Origin of the sequence: Mucilaginibacter sp. OK268, from assembly GCF_900103125.1 — a bacterium.
Lineage (GTDB): Bacteria > Bacteroidota > Bacteroidia > Sphingobacteriales > Sphingobacteriaceae > Mucilaginibacter.
This window is the reverse complement of record NZ_FNJV01000003.1, coordinates 521,798-548,753: the sequence shown is the minus strand read 5'-3', so window position 1 is coordinate 548,753 and position 26,956 is coordinate 521,798. Positions and strand designations below refer to the sequence as shown.

At 38.4% G+C, this 26,956-nt stretch carries 18 protein-coding genes; 17 read left to right on the top strand and 1 reads right to left on the bottom strand.

Annotation, left to right across the window (positions count from 1 at the left end):
* Positions 1–165 precede the first annotated feature (165 nt).
* The 9 genes from BLR84_RS12745 (at position 166) to BLR84_RS12705 (ending at position 10,697) form a co-directional block, all read left to right on the top strand.
* Positions 166–1,302 (top strand): glycosyltransferase family 4 protein, encoded by a 1,137-nt coding sequence (locus BLR84_RS12745; protein WP_090468461.1) that lies wholly within the window; start codon positions 166–168, stop codon positions 1,300–1,302.
* A 37-nt stretch (positions 1,303–1,339) separates the two neighbouring features.
* Positions 1,340–2,143, top strand: a complete 804-nt coding sequence (locus BLR84_RS12740; protein WP_090468459.1) for a phytanoyl-CoA dioxygenase family protein — start codon at positions 1,340–1,342, stop codon at positions 2,141–2,143.
* Positions 2,144–2,179: 36 nt separating this feature from the next.
* Entirely contained in the window at positions 2,180–3,151 is a 972-nt protein-coding gene (locus BLR84_RS12735; protein WP_090468457.1) for a hypothetical protein, read from the top strand.
* Complete coding sequence (locus tag BLR84_RS12730) at positions 3,148–3,654, top strand: GNAT family N-acetyltransferase (RefSeq protein ID WP_090468455.1); 507 nt, start codon at positions 3,148–3,150, stop codon at positions 3,652–3,654. Before BLR84_RS12735 ends, BLR84_RS12730 begins: the two co-directional genes overlap by 4 nt.
* A gap of 23 nt (positions 3,655–3,677) precedes the next feature.
* Positions 3,678–4,703: a GNAT family N-acetyltransferase gene (locus BLR84_RS12725; RefSeq protein ID WP_090468453.1), complete on the top strand. Its 1,026-nt coding sequence runs from the start codon at positions 3,678–3,680 to the stop codon at positions 4,701–4,703.
* 29 nt (positions 4,704–4,732) lie between these two features.
* Positions 4,733–6,688: a polysaccharide biosynthesis protein gene (locus BLR84_RS12720; protein WP_255366927.1), complete on the top strand. Its 1,956-nt coding sequence runs from the start codon at positions 4,733–4,735 to the stop codon at positions 6,686–6,688.
* 312 nt (positions 6,689–7,000) lie between these two features.
* On the top strand, positions 7,001–7,405 hold the full coding sequence (locus tag BLR84_RS12715; protein WP_090469274.1) for a helix-turn-helix domain-containing protein: 405 nt from the start codon (positions 7,001–7,003) through the stop codon (positions 7,403–7,405).
* A 407-nt stretch (positions 7,406–7,812) separates the two neighbouring features.
* Positions 7,813–9,309, top strand: coding sequence for an AraC family transcriptional regulator (locus BLR84_RS12710; protein WP_090468451.1), 1,497 nt, complete (start codon positions 7,813–7,815; stop codon positions 9,307–9,309).
* 335 nt (positions 9,310–9,644) lie between these two features.
* Positions 9,645–10,697 (top strand): response regulator, encoded by a 1,053-nt coding sequence (locus BLR84_RS12705; RefSeq protein ID WP_090468449.1) that lies wholly within the window; start codon positions 9,645–9,647, stop codon positions 10,695–10,697.
* Between the two features lie 47 nt (positions 10,698–10,744).
* Here the strand turns inward: BLR84_RS12705 and BLR84_RS12700 are convergent, their stop codons facing one another.
* On the bottom strand, positions 10,745–13,954 hold the full coding sequence (locus tag BLR84_RS12700) for a chemotaxis protein CheB (RefSeq protein ID WP_090468447.1): 3,210 nt from the start codon (positions 13,952–13,954) through the stop codon (positions 10,745–10,747).
* Positions 13,955–14,567: 613 nt separating this feature from the next.
* Here BLR84_RS12700 and BLR84_RS12690 point away from each other — a divergent pair.
* From BLR84_RS12690 to BLR84_RS12655, 8 genes are all read left to right on the top strand, one after another.
* Positions 14,568–15,857: a sugar MFS transporter gene (locus tag BLR84_RS12690; RefSeq protein ID WP_090468443.1), complete on the top strand. Its 1,290-nt coding sequence runs from the start codon at positions 14,568–14,570 to the stop codon at positions 15,855–15,857.
* 16 nt (positions 15,858–15,873) lie between these two features.
* The gene (gene nagA / locus BLR84_RS12685; RefSeq protein WP_090469271.1) at positions 15,874–17,070 is read left to right on the top strand and encodes an N-acetylglucosamine-6-phosphate deacetylase; all 1,197 of its coding nucleotides are present in this window, start codon (positions 15,874–15,876) and stop codon (positions 17,068–17,070) included.
* A 32-nt stretch (positions 17,071–17,102) separates the two neighbouring features.
* Complete coding sequence (locus tag BLR84_RS12680; RefSeq protein WP_176852050.1) at positions 17,103–17,864, top strand: glucosamine-6-phosphate deaminase; 762 nt, start codon at positions 17,103–17,105, stop codon at positions 17,862–17,864.
* A gap of 445 nt (positions 17,865–18,309) precedes the next feature.
* On the top strand, positions 18,310–21,366 hold the full coding sequence (locus BLR84_RS12675) for a SusC/RagA family TonB-linked outer membrane protein (RefSeq protein ID WP_218128315.1): 3,057 nt from the start codon (positions 18,310–18,312) through the stop codon (positions 21,364–21,366).
* Between the two features lie 10 nt (positions 21,367–21,376).
* The gene (locus tag BLR84_RS12670) at positions 21,377–23,011 is read left to right on the top strand and encodes a RagB/SusD family nutrient uptake outer membrane protein (protein WP_090468440.1); all 1,635 of its coding nucleotides are present in this window, start codon (positions 21,377–21,379) and stop codon (positions 23,009–23,011) included.
* Positions 23,012–23,161: 150 nt separating this feature from the next.
* A complete protein-coding gene (locus tag BLR84_RS12665) occupies positions 23,162–24,721 on the top strand; it encodes a beta-N-acetylhexosaminidase (protein ID WP_090468438.1) in 1,560 nt (519 codons plus the stop codon).
* On the top strand, positions 24,718–25,365 hold the full coding sequence (locus tag BLR84_RS12660; protein ID WP_090468436.1) for a carbohydrate-binding family 9-like protein: 648 nt from the start codon (positions 24,718–24,720) through the stop codon (positions 25,363–25,365). Before BLR84_RS12665 ends, BLR84_RS12660 begins: the two co-directional genes overlap by 4 nt.
* A 1-nt stretch (position 25,366) precedes the next feature.
* On the top strand, positions 25,367–26,953 hold the full coding sequence (locus BLR84_RS12655; protein WP_090468434.1) for a beta-N-acetylhexosaminidase: 1,587 nt from the start codon (positions 25,367–25,369) through the stop codon (positions 26,951–26,953).
* The last annotated feature ends 3 nt before the right edge of the window (positions 26,954–26,956 follow it).

Sequence of the window (26,956 nt, the reverse complement as noted above, 5' to 3'; positions counted from 1 at the left end):
CGCCCAGTACAACCCCATTTCACTTATAAACCTGGCTGTTTTTTAGTAAGTCAAGCTGAACAACAGTATTTACCTGCATTCTGTAGCAAATAATTTCCAATATCTTCTTGTACCCAGTACAACCGCCCTATACAAGGTTGGTGTTTTAATAATTACGTGAATCAAATGGCACAAACGGTTCTGATCGCCTGTGATTCGTCAAAATCATTGATGGATTTTAGGGGCAACCTGGTTGAGTTGATAGCTCAGCAACATAAAGTGCATGTATACACTCCCGGTATAATGCAGCCGGGTTTTCGGGAGAAATTAAAACTTATGCAGGTTGAGGTTCATGAAATTGAACTTAACGGAGGTGTGGTATCTGTTTTTTCAGACCTCACCTACATGATACAGCTTTATAAGCTCATGAAAAATATCATGCCAGACGTTTTTTTTCCTTATACATTAAAACCTGTTATTTACGGAACATTGCTGGCAAAAATATGCCATATTAAAAGTATAACACCGATGCTTACCGGCTTGGGTTATAATTTTACCTCAACCTCAAAAAATAAACTCGTAAGCCATATTACACGATGGCTGTTAAAGTTTAGCCTGGCGAAAAGCAAACGGCTTAAAATCATCTTCCATAATAATGATGATTATCAAACGCTTTTGCAATACAATATATTAACAGAAAAGCATCAGGCTGTTATAGTAAACGGCTCAGGAGTTGATCTTGATCACTACAGCTATTGCGAACCAAACGCAAAAAATATCGGCTTTTTGATGATAGCCCGCTTAATAAACGCAAAAGGCATACGGGAATATTACGAAGCTGCAAAAAATATCCGCATGCGTTTTCCGGAGGTTACTTTTAACCTGATAGGTGCTTACGGTGATAATGTTGACGTGATAGACGACGAACTGTACATTAAAATATGTAATGGTGATGTGATTAATTATTGCGGCGAGGTTGATGATGTGCGTCCATATATCCAAAAAGCATCCGTAGTAGTTTTACCTTCTTACAGAGAAGGCATGCCCCGGAGTTTGCTGGAAGGTATGGCCATGGGACGGGCTATTATTACTTGTGATTCTATTGGTTGCCGAGAAACCATTAATTGCGAAGGGGCCATAAACGGTCTGTTGGTCCCAGTCAAAAATGTTCCTGAACTCGTGGCACGAATGGAGTTTTTCATCAACAATACAGAAGCAATATACAGTTATGGTGTAAACGGACTTGCTTATGCCCGGGAAAAATTTGATGTGCATCAGATTAATGCCAGAATGCTGAAGATTATGCAACTGGATAAGGAATAGTGTAGATCTTAATAAACAACCAACTAAACTTTATATAATGGAAAATGAATTTAATTACGCACAAAGAACGATTGGCGATTTTGAGGAGGCAATGGATAATTATGGATGGATTGTATACACTGATGCGTTAAACCCTGATTTTATTAAAACAATCAACGATGATTTGGTAACGGCATATGAGCACAGAAGAAAAATTCAGGAAAAAAATGGCATTAGTGCAAATATGGATGGCACCCTGCATCATTTGTTGGAGCGCGATAATTTCGGGCTCCGGTTTCTCGAAAAAATGTTTTGTAATGATGAGATCAGTTATTTTTTAAGGGGCAATTATATTCTTAATGGTATCAACGCGGTTATGCATGCGAGGCAGGAGCATCCCTATCTCAGTAACATGCATCGTGACGTGAGGACATTTATGAAAGATACCAAGTTATTGGTACAAATGATTGTTACGCTGGATGATTTTACTTTACAGAATGGCGCAACTTATTTTCTTTCGGGATCACACAAAACAGACCTTCGCCCGGATGAAACTTATTTTTATAAGCATGCTGCCCGGGCAATTGTTCCTAAGGGTAGTATTATCCTCTTTAATTCAAATATTTGGCATGCTGCTGGCGAAAATAGTACAGCCCACTTAAGAAGGGCCCTGACACTGGGTTTTACCAGGCCATTTTTTAAACAACAAATGGATTACTCGCGGTTTTTAGGATATGACTTTGTTGCAGAACTAAGTCCTGAATTGCGCCAGGTTATTGGATATAATGCACGTGTTCCGGAAAACCTGGATGAATATTATCAACCCCCGCATTTAAGGATGTACCAGCGCGATCAAGGCTGAGTATAATTAGAATCATACACTTTCAATCCTTTAACAATGCAAAAAAACAAACCTAACCCAAAATCTATGGGGGGATATTTTGAGCTGCAGCTTACTGCCGGGGCCGAACACTATCCCAATTTGATACGGTTAAATACAGGTCGCAACGCCCTGGAGTATATTTTAAAACAAAGAGCCTACACCAAAATTTATATTCCCTATTTTACTTGTGAAGTTATACTTGAACCTATAAATAAACTGAATATAGCTTATCAGTTTTATTCGATAAATGAGCAGCTTGAACCAATTATCGATTTTGAGATCGAGCCACATTCCTGCCTTTTGTATACCAATTATTTTGGTATTAAGCAGGGCGCCGTTAAAGAGTTAAGTAAGCACATCAAACACCTGATAGTTGATAATTCACAAGCGTTTTTTTCGGAGCCATTGCCGGGTATTGATACATTTTACTCTTGCCGGAAGTTTTTTGGCGTTTCTGATGGAGCGTATTTGCAAATTAAAAAGAAACTCAGTAAGAAATTACCTGTAGACTCATCTATCAATCGGTTTTCTCATCTTCTAAAAAGCATCGAATTAGGTATCGAAGCAGGCTATGGTGATTATAAAGCCAATAACGAGGTTTTGGAAAATAACGAAATTAAGGGTATGTCGCTCTTAACACAGAAAATCCTCTCGGGAATTGATTATGAAGAATGTGCCAAGATAAGAAAGCGGAATTTTAACTTTTTACATCAGCATCTGCAAGCTCATAACCTCTTAAAGTTCGATATTTCAGAGAGCTCTTCTCCAATGGTTTATCCATTTTTAAGTGCTGACCGGGATCTGAAGCTACATCTGATACAGAAAAAAATATACGTTGCAACCTATTGGCCCAATGTTTTTAAGTGGACTAATAAAAAAATGTTCGAAAATCATCTTGCCCGGTATCTGGTGCCTTTACCGATAGATCACCGGTATAACCTTCAGGATATATTTTTTATGTTAAATACTTTACAACAGTTTTTATGACAATTTCCATATATATACGGCCCCTGGTATTGGAAGATGCCCAAACTTCCTATTTATGGAGAAATGACCCGCAAATATGGACGTTTACAAAATTCAAAGCCACAAAGCGTATCACATCCAAAATGGAAACAGCCTGGCTACAGGATAACCTGCGTAAGCCAGATCAAATTCGTTTTGCTATATGTTTGAAGGAACTCGATACTTATATCGGCAATATTCAACTGCTTGATATCCACCTTCAGCGTGCAGAATTGCACCTGTTTATTGGTAATAAACTTTTTTGGGGTAAAGGCATAGGCTATCAGGCCACTATACTCGTACTCAGATATGCCTTTTTTTACCGTGAATTAGAAAGTTTATACCTAAGGGTCCACCCGGCTAATATTCCCGCTCTTTCAATTTACGAAAAAGCAGGATTTGAAATCACCGGCGAAAAAGATGGCCTTGTTGCAATGAGTATTTCTAAAAAGAAATTTCTTGCACTTGAACGCCTTGCGAAATGATCATTATCTAAACCAACAACCTTATGATTAAAATATTTACCATCCATAACAAGCTGGAATGGATTTCCTATGTTCAAAAAGCTGCAGAATATGACTTTTATCATACCTGGCATTATCACACATTAGAAACTGGCGGTATACCAATTTTAGCAGTCTATCAGGAGCATGATGATTTTATTGCAGTGCCGTTACTCCGAAGAGCAATTCCCGGATCAGAGCTTTTTGACCTCAGCTGTGTGTATGGTTATACGGGACCTTTCTCCAATAAAAAAATAGAGGAATTGGATGAACCCTTTATTGGGAACTTTAAGCGAGCTTTTATCCAATTTTTATCAGACGAAAAATATGTTTCTGTATTTATCAGGATGCACCCCTTTTTTAAACAACAATTAATACTTGAAAAATTTGGTGGGGTATTTGAAAATGGTCTTACTGTAGTTATCGATCTGTCTGTAAGTATAGAAGCGCAACGGGAAAAATACCGGCAATCAACCATGGATGCTGTGAAACATGCCAGGAAAAAAGGTTTTGTGATTAAAGATGGGAAAGACTCAGAGTCCATTGCGTTGTTTGTAAATATTTATCATGAAACCATGAAAAGGGTAGGCGCCTCTGATTATTATTTGTTTAACGAAGACTATTTTGACAGAATACTGAATACTAATGAATATGACGCCCGGCTTTTAACCGTATATGATGGCGATAAAGCCATCTGTAGTACCATAGTTACTTTAACAAATGGCATTATCCAAGCACACTTATTAGGTACCCGCGCAGAATACCTGCATCATAGTCCGTCAAAATTTTTGGCAGATGAGATTTCTGTAATAGGCAGGACAATGGGGATGCATTACTATAACCTTGGTGGTGGGTTAGGGTTTAAAGAAGATGCACTTTTTAAATGGAAATTAGGCTTTACCGATCTGTGCCTGCCGTATAAAAGCTGGCGTTATATAGCCAACCCTTGCGCTTATCAGGAACTTCTTGATAAAAAAAATATAGATAAAACCTCAGATATCGACTTTTTCCCGCTCTACAGGTACGCCTGAGTTTATAAATAACCTTAATCTTATTTATTATGTTACTTATCAGAAATTTACTATTTCAGGATAAAATTCATTCCAGGTGGTTAGTTCTTCTGATCGATCTGGTGATCGTTTTTATTTCGCTTTGTCTTTCCATTTCTTTAAAAGACAAATTGGACATGAAACTGAATAATATTTATTACATGATTTTTTACAGTGCCAATGCCATTTTAATATTCCTGATCATGCGCATTCATACCCGTATTATCAGGTATTCAAATACCAAGGATATGTTGCGTGTTTTTATGGCAGTATTGTTAAGTAATGCAGCATTCATGTTGCTTTGCAATATTCTTTTTGCGCCTTATTTTCAGTTTAGTTTAAGTGGATTAGGTGACATTCTGCTCATCAATTTTTTCATATCATCATCATTACTGATGGGGATGCGTATTATTATAAAAGATCTGTTTGTATACCTTGATGGCCCTCTGGTTACGGTAAAAAAGGATAATATATTGATATATGGGTCAGGTACGTCCTCTATTTTAATTAAGAAGGCTATTGAGTCGCAAAAAGGACTCATGATACAGGTTCAAGGCTTTATAGACGTTGGATCTGATAAAATCAATAAATGCCTTGAACAAAAGCAGGTTTATCCAATAAGAGCACTGGAGGGCTTAAAGCAAAAGTTTACCATTAAAACCATGTTGGTGACTTCCGAAGATCTGAATGTTGATGGTAAAAAAAGGGCCATAGAAAAATGTATTGAATTGGGCATCAAGGTTATTACTGTGCCACCTTCCGGTCAATGGCTCAACGGAAAACCCAATTTAAATCAATTTAAGGATTTGAAGATTGAAGATTTGTTGGAACGTGCACCTATTGAATTGTGTAAGGATCATATTTTTAGTGAAATCCGTGGCAAAAGAATCCTGGTTACCGGAGCGGCAGGTTCTATCGGGTCTGAAATAGTGCGGCAGGTAATGGGTTATAATCCGGAGTACATCATATTATGTGATCAGGCGGAGACTCCGCTACATGATATACAGCTTGAAATTGAAGATGGAAAAAGTACCTGTAAGACCAAGATATTTGTTGCTGATATCCAAAACACGAATCGGATTAAATCACTATTTAACTTATACAAGCCACAGATAGTTTTTCATGCTGCTGCTTATAAACATGTACCCATGATGGAAAATAATCCTGTTGAGGCTGTATTGACCAACGTTTGGGGCACCAAAAACATGGCAGACATCTCGTTGGAGTTTGGGGTGGAAAAATTCGTAATGATTTCAACCGACAAAGCCGTTCGGCCTACAAATATTATGGGAGCATCCAAGCGTATTGCAGAAATGTACATACAGTCTTTAGGTACCGAACTTGGTGATAAGAACTCTCTTTATTTAGTAAATGAAAATAACGTAATACATAATACCAAATTTATTACAACCCGTTTCGGTAATGTTTTAGGCTCAAATGGCTCCGTTATTCCCAGATTTAAAGCGCAAATTGAAAAAGGGGGACCGGTAACAGTAACCCATCCTGATATTACCCGCTATTTTATGACCATTCCAGAAGCGGTGCAACTGGTTCTGGAAGCAGCAGTGATGGGTAAGGGTTCCGAAATATTCCTGTTTGATATGGGCGAACCTGTTCGGATAGCGGATCTTGCAGCTAATATGATCAAGCTGGCTGGCCTCAGACCAGACGAGGATATTAAAATTGTTTATACCGGACTTAGGCCTGGTGAAAAGCTTTACGAAGAAATGCTAAATATAGATGAACATATTATTCCAACTCACAATAAAAATATAACGATTTCTAAAACTATACCTAATTGCTATATAGAAGTTAATAAAGTAATCAAGGAACTGTTGGAATTGAGCATGCTTAATAATACAGATCAAATGGTACTGAAAATGAAAAGTATCCTGCCAGATTATATCAGTAATAACTCGCAGTATGAAAAGCTGGATATGATGCTCGTTAATACCGAAATAATATAGCTTAAATAATAAAATATATTCCAAGATACCTTGTAAATCATATTGTTCAAAATCACAGCTAAGTGTGATGCAAATCACTTTTTAGTGTTTTCATTGATTTATTTTTATCATACATAATAGCAACGAGGTGGATAATTGAACAGATTGGAAATAGTAAACGCATCTTAAAATTAAGAAGGTACGATTGGTTACTATTATATTAGGTTCATTTTTCGACCAGTAAGAGCTTTTAATAACATTGAAGATATATTAAAAAATCAAGGTATGTATAATAAAATCGATTATCCGGTTATGAGTTATGATAACAATCTTATGAAGGCTTCTAATTATTCTGATGTGAATTACGGCCAGGTAGTAGAGCGGGTGGTTCGAAGAGATCCTATGGGTATTAGCGAACTCGCCAGGCGGCTAAATGTGAGCCGACGTACTATTTACAATTGGTTTGAAATGGAGAAACTGAGTTTTGATATTATCTGTAAAATCGGTTTTGTGATTGGACACGATTTTTCTAACGAATTTCCTGATGACTTTGCCCAAAAAAGCAATAATGCAATAGAAGAGCCTTTTACCGAAATACCAAACGGAGTTGAACAACCTTCAACTGCTATCTACTATTGGATGGACAGGTATATTAAGTTATTGGAGAAATTTAACGAAGCGTTAAGCCACGAAATAAAAGACCATGATCCGCACTCAGATAATGATTGGACCAGATAATCAGCAACCTGTTTATATACCCTATAAATTTTGAGAATAAACGAAGCCGTTGACTATCTGGTCAATGGCTTTATTTGTTTTTAGCCTGGAGATTTGATCTGTAGCAAACAAGAAACGGGTGTTTATTTTAATTAAGTTAAGAAAAGATAATGATGGAATCTTTATTAAAAACACTAAATTTAATGATAGATTCGCCATAACCAATATATTCCGTAGCCATACTACCTAATTTATTATTTCTGTTTAAGCTCAGGACAAGGTCTTTAACATTGGCTTGTTCAGGAGCTTTAATTTGAAAAATCATAAATAAGCTGATGATGCGTCTCAAATCAACATCGTTGCTATTTTATCGTTGAATAACTTCATTTTTTTTAGTGTGGTTATTCACAAAAAATATACTAACCCTTATGAGTAACATGGTTAACAAACATAGTATACCAGAAGTTGAAATGATGGACCAATCGATTGCGATGGTTGCTTATTGGGATCGGAACCTGATATGCCGATATGCGACCGAAGCCTTTGCCCTGTGGTTTGGCAGGCAGCTCGATACTATGATTAATACAATAGAAATAAAGGAGTTATTGGGCGATTCTTTTCAGGGAAGCTTACCTTATATGACCAATGTACTTGAAGGGAAGGTGCAACGCTTTGAATGCGAAATAAAGACGCCCGCTGGCGAAATAAAGAAAAGCGCTGTAACTTATAGCCCTGATTCTGAAAATGGGAAAATAGACGGTTTTTTTGTCCATATAAAAGATATAGCTAATGATGAAAATAAAAATTTACCAAACGTACCAGGTAAATATGATGATTTAAAAAGTTTTAATCATTTGGCCGAAAGTGTATTCAACGATGTTGACGTTACATTGAAATCATGTTTGTTTACAGGGTTCCCGGGAATTTCGAAACTTTCAAAACTCCATTTTATATCGGAGTCAAAATTGAAACGGGATTTTAAAGCCAAATTCAACATGAGCGTTTTTACCTATTACAGAAACCTGCAAATGGAGTTAGCTGAAAAATACCTGGAAGAGGATCGATACAGTAAAAAGCAATTGGCAGTTATATTTAACTTCTCTAATCCCTCAAACTTCATTGCCTGCTATAAAAAATATCTTCATGATAAAAATGAAGATAATTCATTTGGAAAAATACACAGGATTACCGCTGATCTATGTTACATATTTGTTTCTCAGGCTCCAATAGCTCTGGCCATGCTCGATAAAAATATGCACTACCTGGCATTTTCAAATAAATGGTTAAAGGATCACAACTACGCCAATGGCGACTTAACCGGTACGGTTTATAACCCGGGCTTATTGGGCGAAAAGTTAAAGTTTAAAGAGGTTTATAAAACATCAATGCAAGGAAAGATTAATAGATGTGATGAAGAATTGATCGAAAAAAATGATGGAACAAAAACTTGGATAAAATGGGAGGTAAGACCCTGGTACAACGATAAAAATGCGATAAGTGGGTTATTAATAAGTACAGAAGATATTTCTGTTTTAAAAACTCGGGATAGTGAAAAAGATGATGTGTCGGAAATTTTAGGAAAAGCCAACGAAATAGCTCGGATTGGGACGTGGAAGTTCGACCTCAAAAATAAGAAAACCTCCTGGAGTAAAGTTTCCATGGATATATTAGATATACCCGTAGGTGTTGAGATTGATTTTGATATTATTATAAAGTTGTTTAAGAAAGGGAGCGACCGAAATTTGATCAATCAGGTTTATAACCAGGCGCTAACAAAAGGATTAACATTTGATATAGAGGCTGACATAATTACATTGGCGGGGAATCCGAGGCGGATAAGGGTAATAAGTTACTCGGAATTTAGAGAGGGGGCCTGTCAAAAAATTGCAGGTATATTTCAGGATATTTCAAAGCCAATAGTGTGATAAAAACAATTAAAAGAAAGTGTTTAAACACTAAAATGACCCTCTATAGGTATATATTGGCCCTTTACGGGTTTAATTTACAAATATTAATTGTAAATTTGTGTATCCCTATAAAATAACTGAGTTTATCAAAAACTATATCATTTGCCAATTTTATAACTAATAAAATTTTATTTACAACCTAAACCGAGTGCGCATCTTTTCGAATCATAATCGGGACAGATAAACTCCGGATGTTTTAGAATGCTGTTTTTTAATTGTTAAGTTGAAAAAATTCTGATCTGCCTATAACGAGTTAAATATAAGTTACCCTAATAACTTTAATCTTATTGATTATGAATGAACGTATACTTATTATTGACGATGATGACCTGATGAGGGCCGTCACGACAAAGGTATTAACACAAGCAGGGTACAACATAGTACAAGCCAGCAATGGTAAAACCGGTGTTGGATTAGTGTCACAAATTAAACCCGACCTGATATTGTGCGATGTCATGATGCCCGAATTGGACGGCTACGATGTTTTACAATTATTGGGTAAAAATCAGGAAACTGCCAGTATCCCATTTATTTTTTTAACATCTAAAAATGATCCCCTGGATTTTAGAAAAGGGATGCAACTGGGAGCCGACGATTATATTATTAAGCCGGTTAACAGTACAGAATTAATTAGTTCAGTGGTATGCCGGTTAAATAAAAATGAAACACGAAAGATTTCGTTTAACCGGACGATGAAAAGTATGGATATACTTACAAACAATCCCAAGGACGAAGAGATCGAATTAAAAGCTTTAATAGCCAGCAGAAAGATACGCCAGGTTAAAAAGAAACAGATTTTATACTACGATGGCGATCAACCAACCGGTATATACCTCGTATTGGAAGGATGCATAAAAACCACAAAATTATCAGACGACGGGAGGGAATTCATGACGGGTTTATACAAAGCAGATAATTATTTAGGCGTAAATGCTTTGTTGTTAAATGAAGTATATAAAGAAAGTGCGGTAGCGGTTGAAGATGCTACCGTGTGCCTGCTGCCTAAAGATACTGTTTTATCATTATTAGCCCGCTACCCATCTATCAGTCAGCAGTTTTTACGATTGCTTTCAACAGATATATCTGAGAAAGAAGACCAGATGCTGGAGCTTGCTTATAATTCTGTCAGAAAACGATTGGCCCAAACCTTGTTAAGGCTCAACAAAAAATCAGATGATTTCTTACTGCTGAAAATATCCCGGGAGGAATTAGCCGGTATGGCTGGCATGGCTATGGAAACCGTAAGCCGGACACTAACGGATTTTATAGAAGAAGGGTTGATTGAAAAAAAATCCGGTCATATTACCATTCTGGAACCCAATCGCCTGGAAAGAATTAAAAACTGAGAGGCAACTACTGGTTTACAAGTTTTTAACTGGGTTATTCGGGAACATTAAACACCCGATGGTTTGGCCATTAAGTGTATTATAAATTTGCTGCCAACGCCCAGTTCGCTTTCTACAATGATATTACCTCCTACGCCATCCACAATTTTTTTGGCGAGATATAAACCGATACCATTCCCCTCGGTATCTTGGCTAAACCGGGTATACATCTCAAAAACTTTCTGAAGTTTTTCTTTGGCTATACCGGTCCCGTTATCCTGTACGGCAATAATCACATTATCCCCATCTCTTACAGTATCAATATTGATCACCGGCGATAAATCACGCTTGTATTTGATAGCATTGGAAATCAGGTTATATATAATGCTTCTCAAATTCTTTTTTGAGAATAGGATCTTTTTTTCTTTAATATCCCGGTTAATAATTGCTCCTGTTGTCTTGATTTGATTTTGCAGACTCCAGGTAACACTGTTAATGATCTCATCTAAATCAACAAGTTCTAAAACCAACATATCACTTTCTATTTTAGCAATTGTGGCTATTTCTGTAACTAACTCTCTAAACTGTTTAATAGATAAATTGATGATATTTAAAAAGTCGATCACTTCGGCTTCAGACAAGGTCAAATTATTCAATTCATTGATGCTCGCTTCGATATTACCTAAGGGGGCTAAAAGATCATGTGATGTAGCATGAACAAAATGATCCAGATCTGTATTTATCCGCAGTAAACTTTTATTCTTTTTATCAAGCGCATTTTGAGCGCTTTTTAGCTCAGTGATATCGTTAAACGTGATAACTGCGCCGTTATTTTTGTGATTTGCCCGTATGTATGGCATAATCATCATTTGATACCAGTGATTATTGTTAGTTTCTACCTCCTTTGTAAGTGTTGTACCGGTTGTAAGTACCTGTTTAATATCATCAATGATGGTATCAAATTTAATGTTGGTAGAAATATTACTTAATGGCCTGCCAATATCAGTTTCCAGTAAGTTAATTTGTTTCACAGCACCTGGCGAAAACTTCATTAAAACCAGATCGTTGTTGATAAACAATTGCCCATTAATATTACTACGGAAATAATTATTAAGATCATCGTTGAGCTCAACAAGCTCTTTGTTTTTAAGTTGATAGTCGGCATTAATAGTATGAAGCTCTTCATTTACTGATTGCATTTCCTCGTTGGTGCTTTGCATTTCTTCATTTGCAGAGATCAATTCTTCGTTAAAAGACAGCATATTTTCATTAGATGCATTAAGCCTCTCATATGATGCCTGAAGCTTGTCTTTTAATTCCTTTACTTCTTCTTCCAGGTTTATGCAATACTGATTAAGCGATGTGTGTTCATCAAATAAGGTATCCGCTGTTAATTGCTTATCTTTAGTTAACTTGTCTTCCCTTAGCGTTACCATCAGTAACTTTTTTTCGCCTTTCTTTTGCTGCAAAGGATCTAAAGTTATATTTACTTTAATGGTATGTTTACCGGTTTTTATTTTTATTCCATTAATTTGGCTACTTTTATTTGTTTTTAATGTATTGTTAATCAATATATTAAAGGCTACTGCAAGTGGTTTGGGCAATAAGTCAGGAAGGTGTGAGGTGAAATATTTTTGTAGAAAATATTTTGTCGGATCGCCGTATGACTTTAACACGTTGTTATGTTCATCAACACAAATAGCAAGATGGTCCAGTTGGGTTGCCAAATTTAAAAGCATGGCATCGGCCGTGGTATAGTTTGTATTTTTTGAAGAATCTTCCATGGATTGGGTTGGGGCAGCTCTTTTGATGTCCTGTAAGTCAGGCATTGAAAAGGCATCGAAACTTACTGCTTGCTTTGGTTTGATGTTTTTATAGATCTTCCATTTTTTATCTATTATTTCCAGGTTATTGATGATCGGCATGGGGTTTTCGCTAGTACCCAGGAATAAATACCCATCCATTTTAAGCCCGAATAAAAGCAATGTAAATATTTTTTTTTGCAAAACAGGGGTCATATAAATCAGCAGATTGCGGCAACTGATAAAATGCATATTGCAATAAGGCGGATTTTTTACAAGGTCATGCTGCGCAAATATGACCATTTTGCGTATTTCTGGTTTTATCCGGTAATCATTTCCTTCTTTAAGGAAAAAATTATTAATTTGTTCCCAGGGTATATTTTTAATAGCCGCTTTGGGATATATACCTTTGCTTGCGTATGCAAGCGCAGCGCTATCAATATCAGTAGCAAAAATCTTAACAACGTTATTTTGTGAATTAGCATTGAGCTGTTCAGTAATTAGTATAGCCAAAGAGTACACTTCTTCGCCGGTTGCGCACCCAGCTACCCATATTTTCAGTTCTTCGTCGGGAGTGATCCTGGATAGTAGGTCGGGAAATACGGTATCCCTAATAATGTCAAATGCCACCTTATCCCTGAAAAAAGCTGTAACACTTATCAGAAAATTTGTCGCCAGGACCTCAACCTCTTCGGGGGTCGATTTTAGGAACTCCAGATAATCTGAGAGCTTGGTGAAGTTTTTATAAGCCGCTCTTCTTTTAGTTCTTCTGAGTATGGTGGTTTGTTTATAATCGGAAAAATCAAGCGGCGACTTTTCTTTTATCAATGCGATGATGGCTGTGATGTATTTTTCATCGCTCTTTTCATCTGCTATTAATTCTCCTTTATATTTTACATCTCCTTGATGTTTTACATAATCTTCAATAACTCCCGGCATGAATTCTGGTTCTAAAATAAAATCTACCATTCCCGTGGCTATAGCATGAGCAGGCATGCTGCTGTATTCGGTTGTTTCAGGATTACGGACTAACACCATCCCCCCAGCTGTTTTTATAGAACTAACACCCTCGGTTCCATCAGAGCCTAATCCAGATAAAATGACCCCGATGGCCTTTGGGCCGGCATCCACGGCAAGTGAAGTGAATAAGGTATTGATAGTTAAATGCGGACCTTTTGCAGTTTTTTTCTCTGTTAATTGAAGCCTGTTGTTACTGATGGTCATAAATTTATCATTAGGAATCAGGTAAACCTGATTCCTTTTAACTTCCATATTATGCACAGCCTCTTCAACTTTAAGTTTACTATGTCTGGCGAGTAATTCAACCATTCTGCTTTTAAAGTCAACTGACAAATGTTGCACAATTATATAGGAAACATCATCTAAAGGTGTGTGATCGAAAAAGGCGTTAATTTCTTCAGTACTGCCTGCTGATGCGCCAATTGCAATAATATAATGAGGTTGAGAAGTTGGCATGAGTATATATCAAAGCGTAAAATAACGTCAATACTCTAAAATGGGAAGGGGAAATAAACCTCTCATAACTTCATGAGGTTGATAGCTTACAAGCCAACTTTTTATGTTCCGACAATACAATATAACAAATAAATATGAAACAACAAATGCTATTGAGCAAATTGTGCTAAAATTGGTTTCCTATTGCAAAATGTTAAAACAAGATGAGATAAATGACCGCGGCTTGCGAACTTTTTTATAGAAAATTTGAAGAAACTGGCTTCTATAAGTGTTTAATTGTAAAAGGCGCATTTAGTGAACCCAACAGTGATTGGCATCCGAAGTATGGCAAGGGCTCAGGAATTAAGGGGATATTGGTACGGCTTGTAGTTTCGATTGTGGTAATATTTATAAAGCGATTAATTATATCAGTCTTTTTTAGGTTCTTGGTATATGAGCAGCAAACTATGTAATATGGGGTAATGATCTCTTCAGCATCAGATAGTTGCTTCTTATTTTTGCTTTTTGCAAGCATTTTAAATTAGTATCGAAAATGCTTGCCAGAAAGATATAATTAATTTATCTTCGTGTACGTACACGAATACTATCACTGCCAATTAGAATTGCTCATTTTATGAAAGACCAGTTATCTAAAAATATAATACCCTTGATGATCATTTGTATTGTATTTTTTGTGTTCGGTTTTGCAACGTGGATTAATGCGATACTTATACCTTATTTCAAAATAGCCTGCCAGCTTACAAATTTTCAGTCGTATTTGGTCACATTTGCTTTCTATATTTCTTATCTCGTAATTTCAATTCCGTCTTCGTATTTGTTGAAAAGGACCGGATTCAAAAAGGGTATGATGATTGGGTTTTGGATTATGTCTATTGGGGCATTCATTTTTATTCCTGCAGCTATGATCAGGTCATATTATCTGTTTCTTACAGGCCTTTTTATTATCGGTATTGGATTGGCCATATTGCAAACCGCCGCTAACCCTTACGTTACTATACTGGGAGCAAAAGATCGGGCAGCCCAAAGGATCAGTATGATGGGGATCTGCAATAAAACGGCAGGTATAATTGCGCCCTTGCTATTGGCCGCTGTAATCATTAAACCAGGTGATAGTCAATTATTCAAAGATATTCAGTTGATGGACGATAGTCATAAAAAATTGGCATTGGATATGCTCATTAAACGTGTTATACCGCCATACGCTTTTGTGGGCAGTATACTCGCTTTGCTTGGCATATTGATCAGATATTCACCGCTACCCGAAATTGATAAAGTGGGCGATAATGAAGAGCTCCGGGACGAATTTAACAAGACAAGGATCTATCATTTTCCTCATCTGGTGCTAGGCGTTTTTGCGATCTTTTTCCATGTTGGCTCGCAGGTTATTGCAATAGATACTATCATACCATATGCGCAAAGCATGGGAATGCCATTAGCAGAGGCTAAGGTATTGCCGTCTTATACACTGTTTGCAACCATATGCGGTTACCTGATGGGGATCTGTTTAATTCCCTGGGCGATATCTCAAAAGAACGCGCTTCGTATTTGTACGGTACTTGGATCTGTTTTCTCGATCTTTGTTGTTATTTGCAGGGGCCAGATTAATCTCATTGGCCATTATGCACATATATCTTTATGGTTTATTGTGCTTTTGGGCTTTGCAAATTCCATGATCTGGGCTGGTATCTGGCCGCTGGCACTCAATAACTTGGGTAAGCATTTAAAAATAGGCGCTTCGTTGTTAATTATGGGATTGTGCGGCAATGCGATCCTGCCGCTTTTTTACGGCTACTTTGCAGATCAGTTTAGTTTACAACAAGCCTATATGGTATTATTGCCTTGTTATGGCTACCTGGTTTTTTACGCATTTTATGGCCATAGGATCAAAAAATGGACTTTTTAATATAAACAACTCAAAAATGAATTCTTCAAGTTTGAAAATCATTAATGCAAAAATTATAACACCCGGCCGGATCCTTAAAAACGGAAGCTTATTGATTAATCATGGTAAGATAACCGCTATTGCTGAAAATAATATAGATACGGAAAGCGATACGGTAATTGACGCTGGCGGGAAATACCTTTCTCCTGGGTTTATTGATATTCATGTACACGGTGGTGGCGGCCACGATTTTATGGATAATACGGTTACGGCTTACCTGGAAATTGCAAAATTACATGCAAGTCACGGAACAACTTCATTCACACCAACTACGTTAAGCTGCGAACCAGAGGCATTGTTTAAAACATTGAGCTTGTATGAAGAGTCGGAAAAATTAAACGTTTTGGGGGCGAACTATTTAGGTATGCATATTGAGGGGCCGTACTTTGCAATGGATCAACGCGGCGCGCAGGACCCAAGGTTTATACGATTGCCAGACCCTGATGAATACAAAGATGTCTTACAACGATCATCCATTGTAAAGCGCTGGAGTGCGGCCCCTGAATTAAAAGGAGCCCTGGAATTTGGCAGATACCTTAGATCAAAGGGTATACTGCCGTCTATTGCACATACCAATGCCATATATGAAGAGGCTTTAGAGGCTTATGAGAATGGTTACACTCATATTACCCATTTCTATTCTTGCATGTCGGGTGTATCCCGGCGTAATGCTTTCAGATATGCGGGTGTTATAGAGGCTGGTTACCTGCTGGATAATATGACCGTGGAGATAATTGCTGATGGAGTACACTTACCTCCAGCTTTGCTCAAGTTGGTTTATAAGATCAAAGGCCCTGATAAAATAGCCCTGATAACCGACGCGATGAGGGCTGCCGGCATGCCGCCAGGAGAAAGCATTCTTGGTGATCTCAAAAATGGTTTGAAGGTGATTGTGGAAGATAATGTAGCGAAATTACCTGACAGAAGCGCATTTGCCGGAAGTGTAGCCACAACTATCCAATTGGTAAAAAACATGGTCAGACTTGCCGATGTGCCTTTGATTGATGCCATAACTATGATGACCGCTACGCCTGCTAAAATAATGGGGGCAGATGACCGAAAAGGATCTATTGAGCTTGGAAAAGATGCCGACCTGGTGCTCTTTGATGAGCAGATCAACCTCTGTAAAACCATTATTGGAGGCAAAGTAGTTTATACCAGCAATATAAAATAGATATTAAACCTATCCTGAAATAAGCAATACAAATGCAGCAAATTATAAAAAAAGAAAAACTCGAAGTGCTGGTTTTTGAAAACAGGACATCCCTTGGCGAAACAGCGGCCAAAATGGTAAGCGAAAAGATTAAACAATTACTGATTGATAAGCCGGTTATCAACATAGTTTTTGCTGCCGCTCCTTCACAAAATGAATTTTTAAATGCTTTGGCCAGCGATAAAAGTATTGAATGGGCGAAAATAAATGCGTTTCATATGGATGAATACGTAGGCTTGCCAGCGGGAGCTCCGGAGTTGTTTAGCAGTTTTCTTAAGGAAAAGCTTTTTGATCGCGTTCCTTTCGCATCGGTAAATTATATTAATGGAGATTTACTTCATGTTAAAACCGAATGCGAGCGATATTCTCGCTTGCTAATCAATAACCCGACCGATATTGTATGTATGGGAATAGGGGAGAATACCCACATCGCTTTTAATGATCCACATGTGGCAAATTTTAATGATCCGGAATTGGTAAAAATAGTTCAGCTTGATCTGGCCTGCAGGCAACAGCAAGTTAATGACGGTTGCTTTGATACTCTGGCTCACGTGCCAGAATACGCAGTGACGTTGACTATACCTGCTTTAATGAAAGGAACTCACTTGTTTTGCATGGTTCCGGGAGTCAATAAAGCGACAGCAATACAACACACATTAGTGCAGCCCGTATCTGAAATTTTTCCTTCGACGATATTGAAAACACATGAGAATGCTATACTCTTTGTTGATAACGATAGTTACAGCCTGCTTTAAATAATCCTCTGTCATAGCCGTAGATTATAAGGATTTGTTGATTAAACCAAAAAAGAGAAGGTATACCTTCTCTTTTTTGGTTTAATCAGGTTTATCAATATTTCCCTTGGTATTTTAAAAATTCATAACCATCCAGGGTACTTGAAAGGCACTAAATCTATCCATTGCCAATCCAAGACGGACATCTCAAAATATTGTAAAAAAAAGCAACAAAGAAATTTGGATAATTAACATAAGTGTATATATTTGTTTTAACGTGTACGTTAACGATACAAATGTGTACGTTAACGATATATTATTTTTTCTGATTAAGCAGGATCGCCTTTAACTAAGGCGATCCTTTACAAGAAAATAAGGGAACGTGATCAACGGATGAGACTGCAGGTTTTAATCAGCATGTAAAGGAAAATCAATATCCTAATAAATTAACCTAATCAATTAAGCTATGATCAAACAACGACCTCCCAGTACTTTTTCTTTAATTGAGTTTAAGCGACTGCCTAAACCAGTAAAGCCAACAACAATTACTTTTTGTTGTTATGGATTTTCCTTCAGGGGGGTACTCAAAACCCTGATTCTAATGCTGACCGTTTTTATAAGCTCCCAGGCTTTCGCGCAGCACAAAACGCTCACAGGAAAGCTAACCGATAATGTGACTAAAGAGGCGGTGGTTGGTGCTTCGGTAAAAGTAAAAAATGCTTCGACCGGTACAATTTCTGATGCGCAGGGTATGTTCAAGATCGATGTCCCCAATGACGCTATTCTTGAGATTAGCAGTATTGGATACAAGCCCGTAGAAGTAAGGGCCAATTTTGACCAGATGATGCAGATCAGCATGACTTCGGTTAATAGAGCCCTCAGCGAGGTTGTGGTTGTTGGTTACGGTACCGCCAAACGGTCTGATGTAACAGGTTCGGTTTCATCGCTTCCCAAAGACAGATTATCGCAACTCCCTGTTGGTGATGTATTGCAAGCCATGCAAGGAGCCGTTGCCGGTGTAAATATATCCACAGGTACCGCTGTTCCTGGTGAGTCACCTTCGGTACTGGTTCGTGGGGTTAATACCATCAACGGACAAACAGCACCCCTGATCGTGATTGATGGTATCCCCTTTGAAAATGGTTCACTGAGCGATATCAGTACCTCTGATGTTGCTTCTGTAGATGTTTTAAAAGATGTATCGGCTACCGCAATTTATGGTACCAGGGGTGCAAATGGTGTTATATTGATCACTACCAAGCGTGGCAAGACGGGTAAGGCCGCTATCAATTTTAATACCTATGCTGGCTTTGAAAACTTTGCACACACCTTAAAACCAATGGGGCCAGCGGAGTACGTTAAAAAGTATGCCGACTGGAAAGAACAAGCCGGGGTGACTAATGATTTCGCTGTGCCCAACCTGTATGAGCAACAGAATTATGCTGCTGGTATAACCACCGATTGGTTGAAAGAGATCCAGCAGCAGGGATTTATCCAGGATCATACCCTGAGTATATCGGGCGGTAACGAAGATGTTAAATATTACATTTCCGGAGATTATTTTAGCGAGAAGGGGGTGCTATTAGGTTACCAGAATAAGAGGGCAAGTATTAGGTCAAACATTGATGCTAAAATAACCAGTTATTTAAGCGCTGGTGTAAACCTCAACCTGGTTAGCAATAACTCTGACGGAGGAAGGGCCAGCTTAACACTGGCATCTGATGTAAGCCCTTACGGAAGATTTAAAAACCCGGACGGTACTTACGCTATTTTTCCGATGGAGGGAGAGCAAGCCATTCAGAGCCCGATGTTGGGCACGCTTAACGACAGGAATAGCAGGCGCCAGAATGTTATAACCAATGTTTACGTTGAATTAAAGCCTTTTAAAGATTTCAAATATCGTATTAACGCTGGTTACACCTATACGCCCACGCTGTTTCAGAATTACCAGGGAAGACTTGCCGGTGATATTGCTGGAGGTACCGCGGCAGTAGTGAACAGCGAAAGCAAAAAATGGATAGTTGAAAATATATTGTCATACGAGAAAAACTGGAATAAAAATCACATCGATTTTACAGGGTTATACAGTGCCCAGGAAAATAAATTGTTCTCCTCCACAATAAACGCATCGGGTTTTATTAATGACGCCTTAGAGTTTAATAACCTGCAGGGGGCTAATACCATATCGGCATCGTCAGAAGCTATTTCCACTCAAATGGTTTCGCAAATGCTAAGGGTTAATTATAATTATGACGGCAAGTACTTATTTACGGCTACAGCAAGACGGGATGGATATTCCGCATTTGGCGCTAATACCAGCAAATATGGTTTGTTCCCATCGGTTGCTCTCGGCTGGAATATCAGTAATGAAAGCTTTATGAAAAACGTAAGCTTTATCAATAATCTGAAACTACGTGGTTCTTACGGCTTATCCGGTAATCAGTCAGCGGTCGACCCTACATCTACTATCTCCACATTCACAACCATTTCCATTCCGTCTAACGGCCATCCAACAACTGGTGTAATTGCCGACATCCTGGGTAATAAAGATTTGAAATGGGAAAGTACCTATGGCAGCAATATAGGTATCGACTTTACCATTCTGAATAACAGGATTACCGGTACAATTGAAACCTACAATACCCGAACCAAAAATCTGGTCTTATATCGGGCCTTACCGTCAGCAACGGGTTACTCGCAGGTAGTTACTAACGTGGGTAAGGTTTCCAATCAGGGACTGGAGATATCGCTTAGAACGCAAAATATTGTTGGTGATAATTTTAAGTGGGAAACTAATTTGAATTTTTCTACCAATAACAATAAGATAGTTGATCTGTATGGCGATAAGAAAGACGATATAGGGAACCGTTTTTTTATAGGGCACCCGGTTAATATTGTTTATGACTATAAACTGCAGGGGGTATGGAAAGTTGGAGAAAATCCGGCAAACCAGGACCCGAATGCTACACCCGGCGACCTGAAATTTGCCGACCTTGACGGGAGTAAAACAATTACCTCGGATGGTAAAGATCAGACCATCATCGGGCAGGAAATTCCAAAATGGACCGGAGGTATAACCAATACCTTTCATTATAAAAACTTCCACCTCAATATCTTTATCCAAACCGTTCAGGGAGTTACAAAAAATAATGATGTGATCAACTTTAAGGATTTCGGCGGAAGGCAAAACCTACCCAGTGGCTTGGGTTATTGGACTGCCACAAATCAAAGCGATACCAGGCCTAAGCTTACTTATGTTAACTATTTGAATTATGGCTATCCCGAAGATGCAAGCTATACCCGGATAAAAGATGTGACCTTAAGTTACAGCATGCCCAAAACATTGCTCGACAAATTGAAGCTTGGCGGGCTTACGGTTTACCTGAGCGGAAGAAACCTGGCAACATTCACCAAATGGTATGGCTGGGATCCTGAAGTGGGTTATGGCATTACCGGCAATACGGAAGGTAACTATCCATTGGTCCGTACATTTATTTTAGGCGCTAATATTACACTCCGTTAATTAAAATCCAATGAAAAATCATAAAATATTATTGGCAATTGTCGCCGCAACAATTTGTATGCTTACGGCATGCAAAAAAGATTTTCTAAAAGAGAATGTCTACTCAAAGTTTACTCCCGAGGCTTTAAATGATTCTCTTGCATTTGAAGCTGGTATTGTAGGTTTACAAAGCCAGTACTCGCTCTGGAATACTATGAATGAAGATAATAATGGTAACCAGGGATTTTTATGCGTATGGCAAATGGGAACCGATGTTGCCTATAATAAGGCACCTGATGACCTTGATCCCGTATCGATTCCTTATACAAATTATGAAAAGTTAAATTCGGCTAACGGTGCTGCAGCGTTTGTCTGGAAATGGGCCTATAATATCATCAATAACTCCAACGTGGTTATTGCTAATATTGATAATCCTGCCATAAAGCTGGGCGCAAACTTCAGAAACAAGATCAAAGCACAGTCCATGTTTTACAGGGCATTGGCTTATAATTACCTGGTTACATTATACGGAAGTGTGCCCTTGATTACAAAACCTTTAACCGCACCTAAAACTGATTTTGTTCGCGCACCGATAAAGGACATTAATGATTTGATTGTGGCCGATCTCTCTTTTGCAAAAGAAAACGCACCTGCTATCGATCAGTTGGTTGCGCAATCGCTTCCTAACAAATCTATGGCTTCCCAGTTGCTCGCCGAAGCATATTTAAGAATTGGCGGTAAAGATGCCGAAGCAGAGGCAGAATGTAATACCATTATTAACAGCGGCGATTTTAGCCTGATAACCGAGCGCTACGGCGTTAAGGCATCCCAGCCTGGTGACCCTTTTGCAGATATGTTCATATACGGCAATCAAAGAAGAAGTCAGGGTAATAAAGAGGCCATCTGGGTGGAGGAGACCGAAAACCCGGCATCAGTACCAAATGGTGCGGGTCCGGATCTGCAGTCTAAATTTCCTGGTTACAGATTTTTGGGTTCCCAGCACCGCAGGGTTTGGGGCAGCAGATATTACAATACACCGGGCATGTTCTTATGCGATACTTTAGGAGGAAGAGGCATCAGCCGAATGGCTTTAACCTATTTTGTTTTAAACCTGTACGGAGCAAATGATATGCGTAATTCAAAATATAACCTGCGCAGAAAATATTATTACAATGATCCCTCTTCGCCAAATTATGGTCAGCTTGTAGCCGGGCCGGGAATTGACACCAACAGAAATATTGTTCCCAAAACCAATAAATGGGATCAGTTTGACCCGAATGATACCTTCGGTAGCAGTATGATCAAGGATTTTATCATTATGCGCTTAGGTGAAACATATTTACTAAAAGCCGAGGCCCAGTTTAAACAAGGCAATAAAGGTGGCGCTGCAGAAACTATTAATGTATTAAGGGCGAGGGCAAAGGCTGCTACCGTAAATGCGGGGATGATAACGATGGATTTTATCCTGGATGAAAGGGCGAGGGAACTGATCGCGGAAGAAAACCGCCGGATGACCTTAATGCGCACCGGGACATTGCTGCAAAGGGTTACAGGCAGGGGACTAAAGATCGCTGGTATTTCATCAAGAAACCTGCTTTTGCCCATTCCCCAGTCTGAAATTGATCTGAACAAAGACGCTAAATTAGAGCAAAATCCCGGCTATTGATTTATCGGAATTACAATATGATCTGTAAAGATTAAATTTTTTATCGAACCTCGTTTCGATAAAACAAACTGCAAATAAAATGCTTATTATTGTCATTCGTGTACGCACACGAATGACAATAATATAGTAAGTAAAATATCTTCAAAGTTTATGAAAGCTTATTTACAAAATAGATTATGGCTAATGCTATTGCTTATAGGGCTAAGCCTGTCCGCATCAGCCGTAAAGTCACAGCCAGCTGATTCAATTGCCATAAAGGGTTTTCATCTGGATATGCGGATACAGGTGATGAAATTGCCAGCATTAAAAAAGTTTGTTCTTAATTTAAGTACAAAAGGTATCAATACTATTATCATGGAATGGGAGGGTAGTTACCCCTTTGTGAGGGAACCGTTGATCGCAAACAGGTATGCTTATTCCAGGCAGGAGATAGCTGAATTCATCGGCTATTGTAAATCACTTCATATACAGGTTATTCCACTGCAACAAAGCTTTGGCCATGTAGAGTATATTTTAAGGAACTATAAATACGCCGCATTGCGGGAAGACCAGAAAGATTTTAGCCAGGTATGCCCCAGCGAGCCTGAGTTAAATAAAAAATTATTTACAGCGCTTTATACAGACCTTGTTTCAACCCATAATTCGCCTTATATACACATCGGTGGCGACGAAACTTATTTATTAGGACATTGCGAAAAGTGTAAGAAAAGGGCAGCAGAGATAGGATTGTCCAGATTATATTTCGATCACATTAAAATGTTATGTGACATAGTGGTTGGCTTGGGTAAGAGGCCAATAGTGTGGGCCGATATTGCTTTGAAATACCCCGATTATATCAATCTACTACCCAAAGAAACCATTTTTATTGATTGGAATTATGGCTGGGATGTAAACCGTTTTGGCGATCATTCCAAATTATTAAAATCGGGATATGAAATATGGGGCTCACCGGCAATAAGGAGCTACCCTGATAATTATTTTTTAACCGATTGGCAAAAACATTTTAATAATATCAGGGATTTTATTCCCTTATCAAGACATTTAGGGTACAAAGGTATCGTGATGACCTCATGGTCAACCTCCGGTGTTTACTCATCTTTGTTTGAATCTGAGGATGAACTTATCGATCTGTACGCCATCCGGCATGTATATCCGCTAAGTGGTTTTAATATGCTGGTTGATTACTATTTGCAGACATTAAATGATGATGGAAAACTGAGTAATGATCAGTTTATCGAAAGCTATTGTAGCAGCCATTATGGCTTTGATTCCCCGAAATCAAAACTGTTTACAAAAGCGCTTTTTTCTGCTCCATTCAATGTTGTTCATGGGAAGGTGATAGCCTCCAAAGAAATTACAGTTGGGCAATTGTTAGATAGCGCCACCGAAGTTCTGAGAGCGCTCAAATCACTTCAGCCCGTAAAAGGTGTGCAGGAGTTCAGACACTATCTTTTGATGGCTGACATCAGGATATATTACCTTACCTATATGAAGATCGAAGCTGAAATAAATTCCACGGACTTTTCGGGTGACAAAATACCCTTGTATATTCTTCAACTCAAAAAACTTTTATCTAACGAGCAAAGGCTTAACGATGAATTTACTGCGCTTAATAAGGATTTTCTTTATCAATCGGCTATAGACGAAGAAAACCTTTTAAGAAATCAGAAGATCCATGTTTTATATGATCGTTTAGCAAAACAAAAATGAAATTTTTAAATATACCTTTCGTTTCGCAGGAGGCGCATGCCCATGAAAAATCAACACTGCATACGATTGACTACGAACCATGGAACACAGAGAAAACCATATCCTGCACTGCTGCCTTTTCTATCTCACATTTTGACGATGGTATCCACTTGAAATTTTCTGTAACAGAACAGTTTCTCCGGGTAAGAACAAGGAAGCTCAATGGTGAGGTACACAGGGATAATTGCGTGGAATTTTTTATAGCTTTTGAGCAGGATACCAGTTACTATAACTTTGAATTTAACTGTTTAGGCTCGGTTAAAGGAGCTTACGGAAAAAGCAGGGTACATCGTAAATTTTTACCATTACAGCTGCTAAAAACGGTGGAGGATAGTATCTGTATCTCCATGGATAATATTTCAAAAGATAGATCAATCAAATGGGATATCTCTATCATATTGCCTGTAGCTGTATTTTGTTATCACAATAAAGTATCATTAAGCGGAGAAGCCTGTTCTGTCAATTTCGCTAAATGTGGTGATGGTTTGCCCAAACCACATTTTTTAAGCTGGGTCGAAATTGTTTCCGAGAAACCCGATTTTCATCAGCCCGCAGCTTTTGGCAGGGTGGAATTCGAACCAAAACCTATTTTAACACTTGCCTAGTATGAAAAGAGCCTTTTTGATCTTCCTCGTAATAACCTTGCCTGTTTTTTTATATGCGCAGGATTTAAACCTGATACCCTATCCCCAACAAGTAAAATTGCTCAAATATAACTTGCCTTTGGCAAAACACTGCCGGTTTTACACCAATAACAATCGGTTCAATTATGCGGTAGATTATTTAAATGAGGAGCTGGCTTTTCAGGATAAACATGCGAAGGGGCCTTTACAGAAAATACTCATTAACAGGGATACAACCCGTGGAATTTCCGGCGCTTACACATTAAGTATTTCCGGCGGTGTAATAAGTATTCAGGCGCCAGATAGCGCTGGTGTATTTAATGGGATAGTTACTTTGCTGCAATTGTGCAGATCTGCAAAAACTGAGGGGGCGAAAATAATTTTACCGGGCGTTACGATCACCGATCAGCCGCGGTATCAATGGAGGGGATTTATGCTTGATGAATCAAGACATTTTTTCGGGAAAGAGGTCGTAAAGAAAATATTAAAGGGGATGGCTTTTTACAAGCTTAACCGTTTTCATTGGCATTTGACAGATGCGCAGGGCTGGAGACTCGATGTGAAAAAATATCCTTTACTCACTACAACCGGAGGGATTGGCAATTTTACCGACTCGCTGGTATCTGCAAAGTATTATACACAAGATGATATAAAAGAAATTGTCAATTTTGCTAAACAGCGTAATATCGAAATTGTACCTGAAATTGATATGCCCGGCCATGCAACCGCAGCAAACCATGCTTATCCTATATATTCCGGAGGTACAACGCCCGGATTTGAAAACTTTACGTTTAATCCGGGCAAAGAGATCACCTATAGTTTTATCAGCGATATTTTAAAGGAGGTTAAAGGAGTATTCCCCGGAAATATGATCCATATAGGTGGCGACGAGGTTACACTTGGCATAAAGGGATGGGAGAATAACCCGGATGTTAAAAAGCTAATGAATGAAAGAGGGTTTACCGATTACAAACAGGCGGAATTTTATTTTCTAAAAGGGATAGCCGATACCGTACAAAAACTTAATTGTACAGTGATGTGCTGGGATGAAGCTGTGGCTGCTGGTTTACCAACTAACCGGGTTATGATCAATTGGTGGCGCCAGGATAAGCCGACTGTTCTCACTGAAGCACTTCGTGATGGGTATAAAGTGATTCTTTGCCCAAGATTACCCATGTATTTTGATTTTGTTCAGGATAGTACGCACAGGTCTGGCAGAAAATGGGGTAAGCTTTACAACTCCTATACAAATGTTTATCATTTCCCCGAAAACTCGCTTTCGGATACAATTTACAGCCACGGGAACGTCATCGGAGTACAAGCTAACTTATGGACGGAGACTGTTGTCTCAGAGAAAAGACTGGATTATTTATTGTTCCCTCGTTTAGCAGCACTGGCTGAATCAGGCTGGACTAATATATCAATGAAAGATGATCGCTTATTTAACGAAAGGCTTCGGATGCATCTTAATTATTATATAAAGGCAGGTATATATTATTATGATCCTTTCAACCCAGGTTATCATAAAGAACCGGTTGATAAAAAATCGAAACAGGAAATACAGGATTAAGGC

Bases quoted from the DNA above. Each gene is read 5' to 3' on its own strand.
- BLR84_RS12710 (WP_090468451.1), top strand. From the start codon at position 7,813: ATGAGTAACATGGTTAACAAACATAGTATACCAGAAGTTGAAATGATG.
- BLR84_RS12675 (WP_218128315.1), top strand. From the start codon at position 18,310: ATGATCAAACAACGACCTCCCAGTACTTTTTCTTTAATTGAGTTTAAG.
- BLR84_RS12745 (WP_090468461.1), top strand. From the start codon at position 166: ATGGCACAAACGGTTCTGATCGCCTGTGATTCGTCAAAATCATTGATG.
- nagA (WP_090469271.1), top strand. From the start codon at position 15,874: ATGAATTCTTCAAGTTTGAAAATCATTAATGCAAAAATTATAACACCC.
- BLR84_RS12680 (WP_176852050.1), top strand. From the start codon at position 17,103: ATGCAGCAAATTATAAAAAAAGAAAAACTCGAAGTGCTGGTTTTTGAA.
- BLR84_RS12715 (WP_090469274.1), top strand. From the start codon at position 7,001: ATGAAGGCTTCTAATTATTCTGATGTGAATTACGGCCAGGTAGTAGAG.
- BLR84_RS12690 (WP_090468443.1), top strand. From the start codon at position 14,568: ATGAAAGACCAGTTATCTAAAAATATAATACCCTTGATGATCATTTGT.
- BLR84_RS12735 (WP_090468457.1), top strand. From the start codon at position 2,180: ATGCAAAAAAACAAACCTAACCCAAAATCTATGGGGGGATATTTTGAG.
- BLR84_RS12670 (WP_090468440.1), top strand. From the start codon at position 21,377: ATGAAAAATCATAAAATATTATTGGCAATTGTCGCCGCAACAATTTGT.
- BLR84_RS12665 (WP_090468438.1), top strand. From the start codon at position 23,162: ATGAAAGCTTATTTACAAAATAGATTATGGCTAATGCTATTGCTTATA.
- BLR84_RS12730 (WP_090468455.1), top strand. From the start codon at position 3,148: ATGACAATTTCCATATATATACGGCCCCTGGTATTGGAAGATGCCCAA.
- BLR84_RS12655 (WP_090468434.1), top strand. From the start codon at position 25,367: ATGAAAAGAGCCTTTTTGATCTTCCTCGTAATAACCTTGCCTGTTTTT.
- BLR84_RS12740 (WP_090468459.1), top strand. From the start codon at position 1,340: ATGGAAAATGAATTTAATTACGCACAAAGAACGATTGGCGATTTTGAG.
- BLR84_RS12720 (WP_255366927.1), top strand. From the start codon at position 4,733: ATGTTACTTATCAGAAATTTACTATTTCAGGATAAAATTCATTCCAGG.
- BLR84_RS12700 (WP_090468447.1), bottom strand. From the start codon at position 13,954: ATGCCAACTTCTCAACCTCATTATATTATTGCAATTGGCGCATCAGCA.
- BLR84_RS12725 (WP_090468453.1), top strand. From the start codon at position 3,678: ATGATTAAAATATTTACCATCCATAACAAGCTGGAATGGATTTCCTAT.
- BLR84_RS12660 (WP_090468436.1), top strand. From the start codon at position 24,718: ATGAAATTTTTAAATATACCTTTCGTTTCGCAGGAGGCGCATGCCCAT.
- BLR84_RS12705 (WP_090468449.1), top strand. From the start codon at position 9,645: ATGAATGAACGTATACTTATTATTGACGATGATGACCTGATGAGGGCC.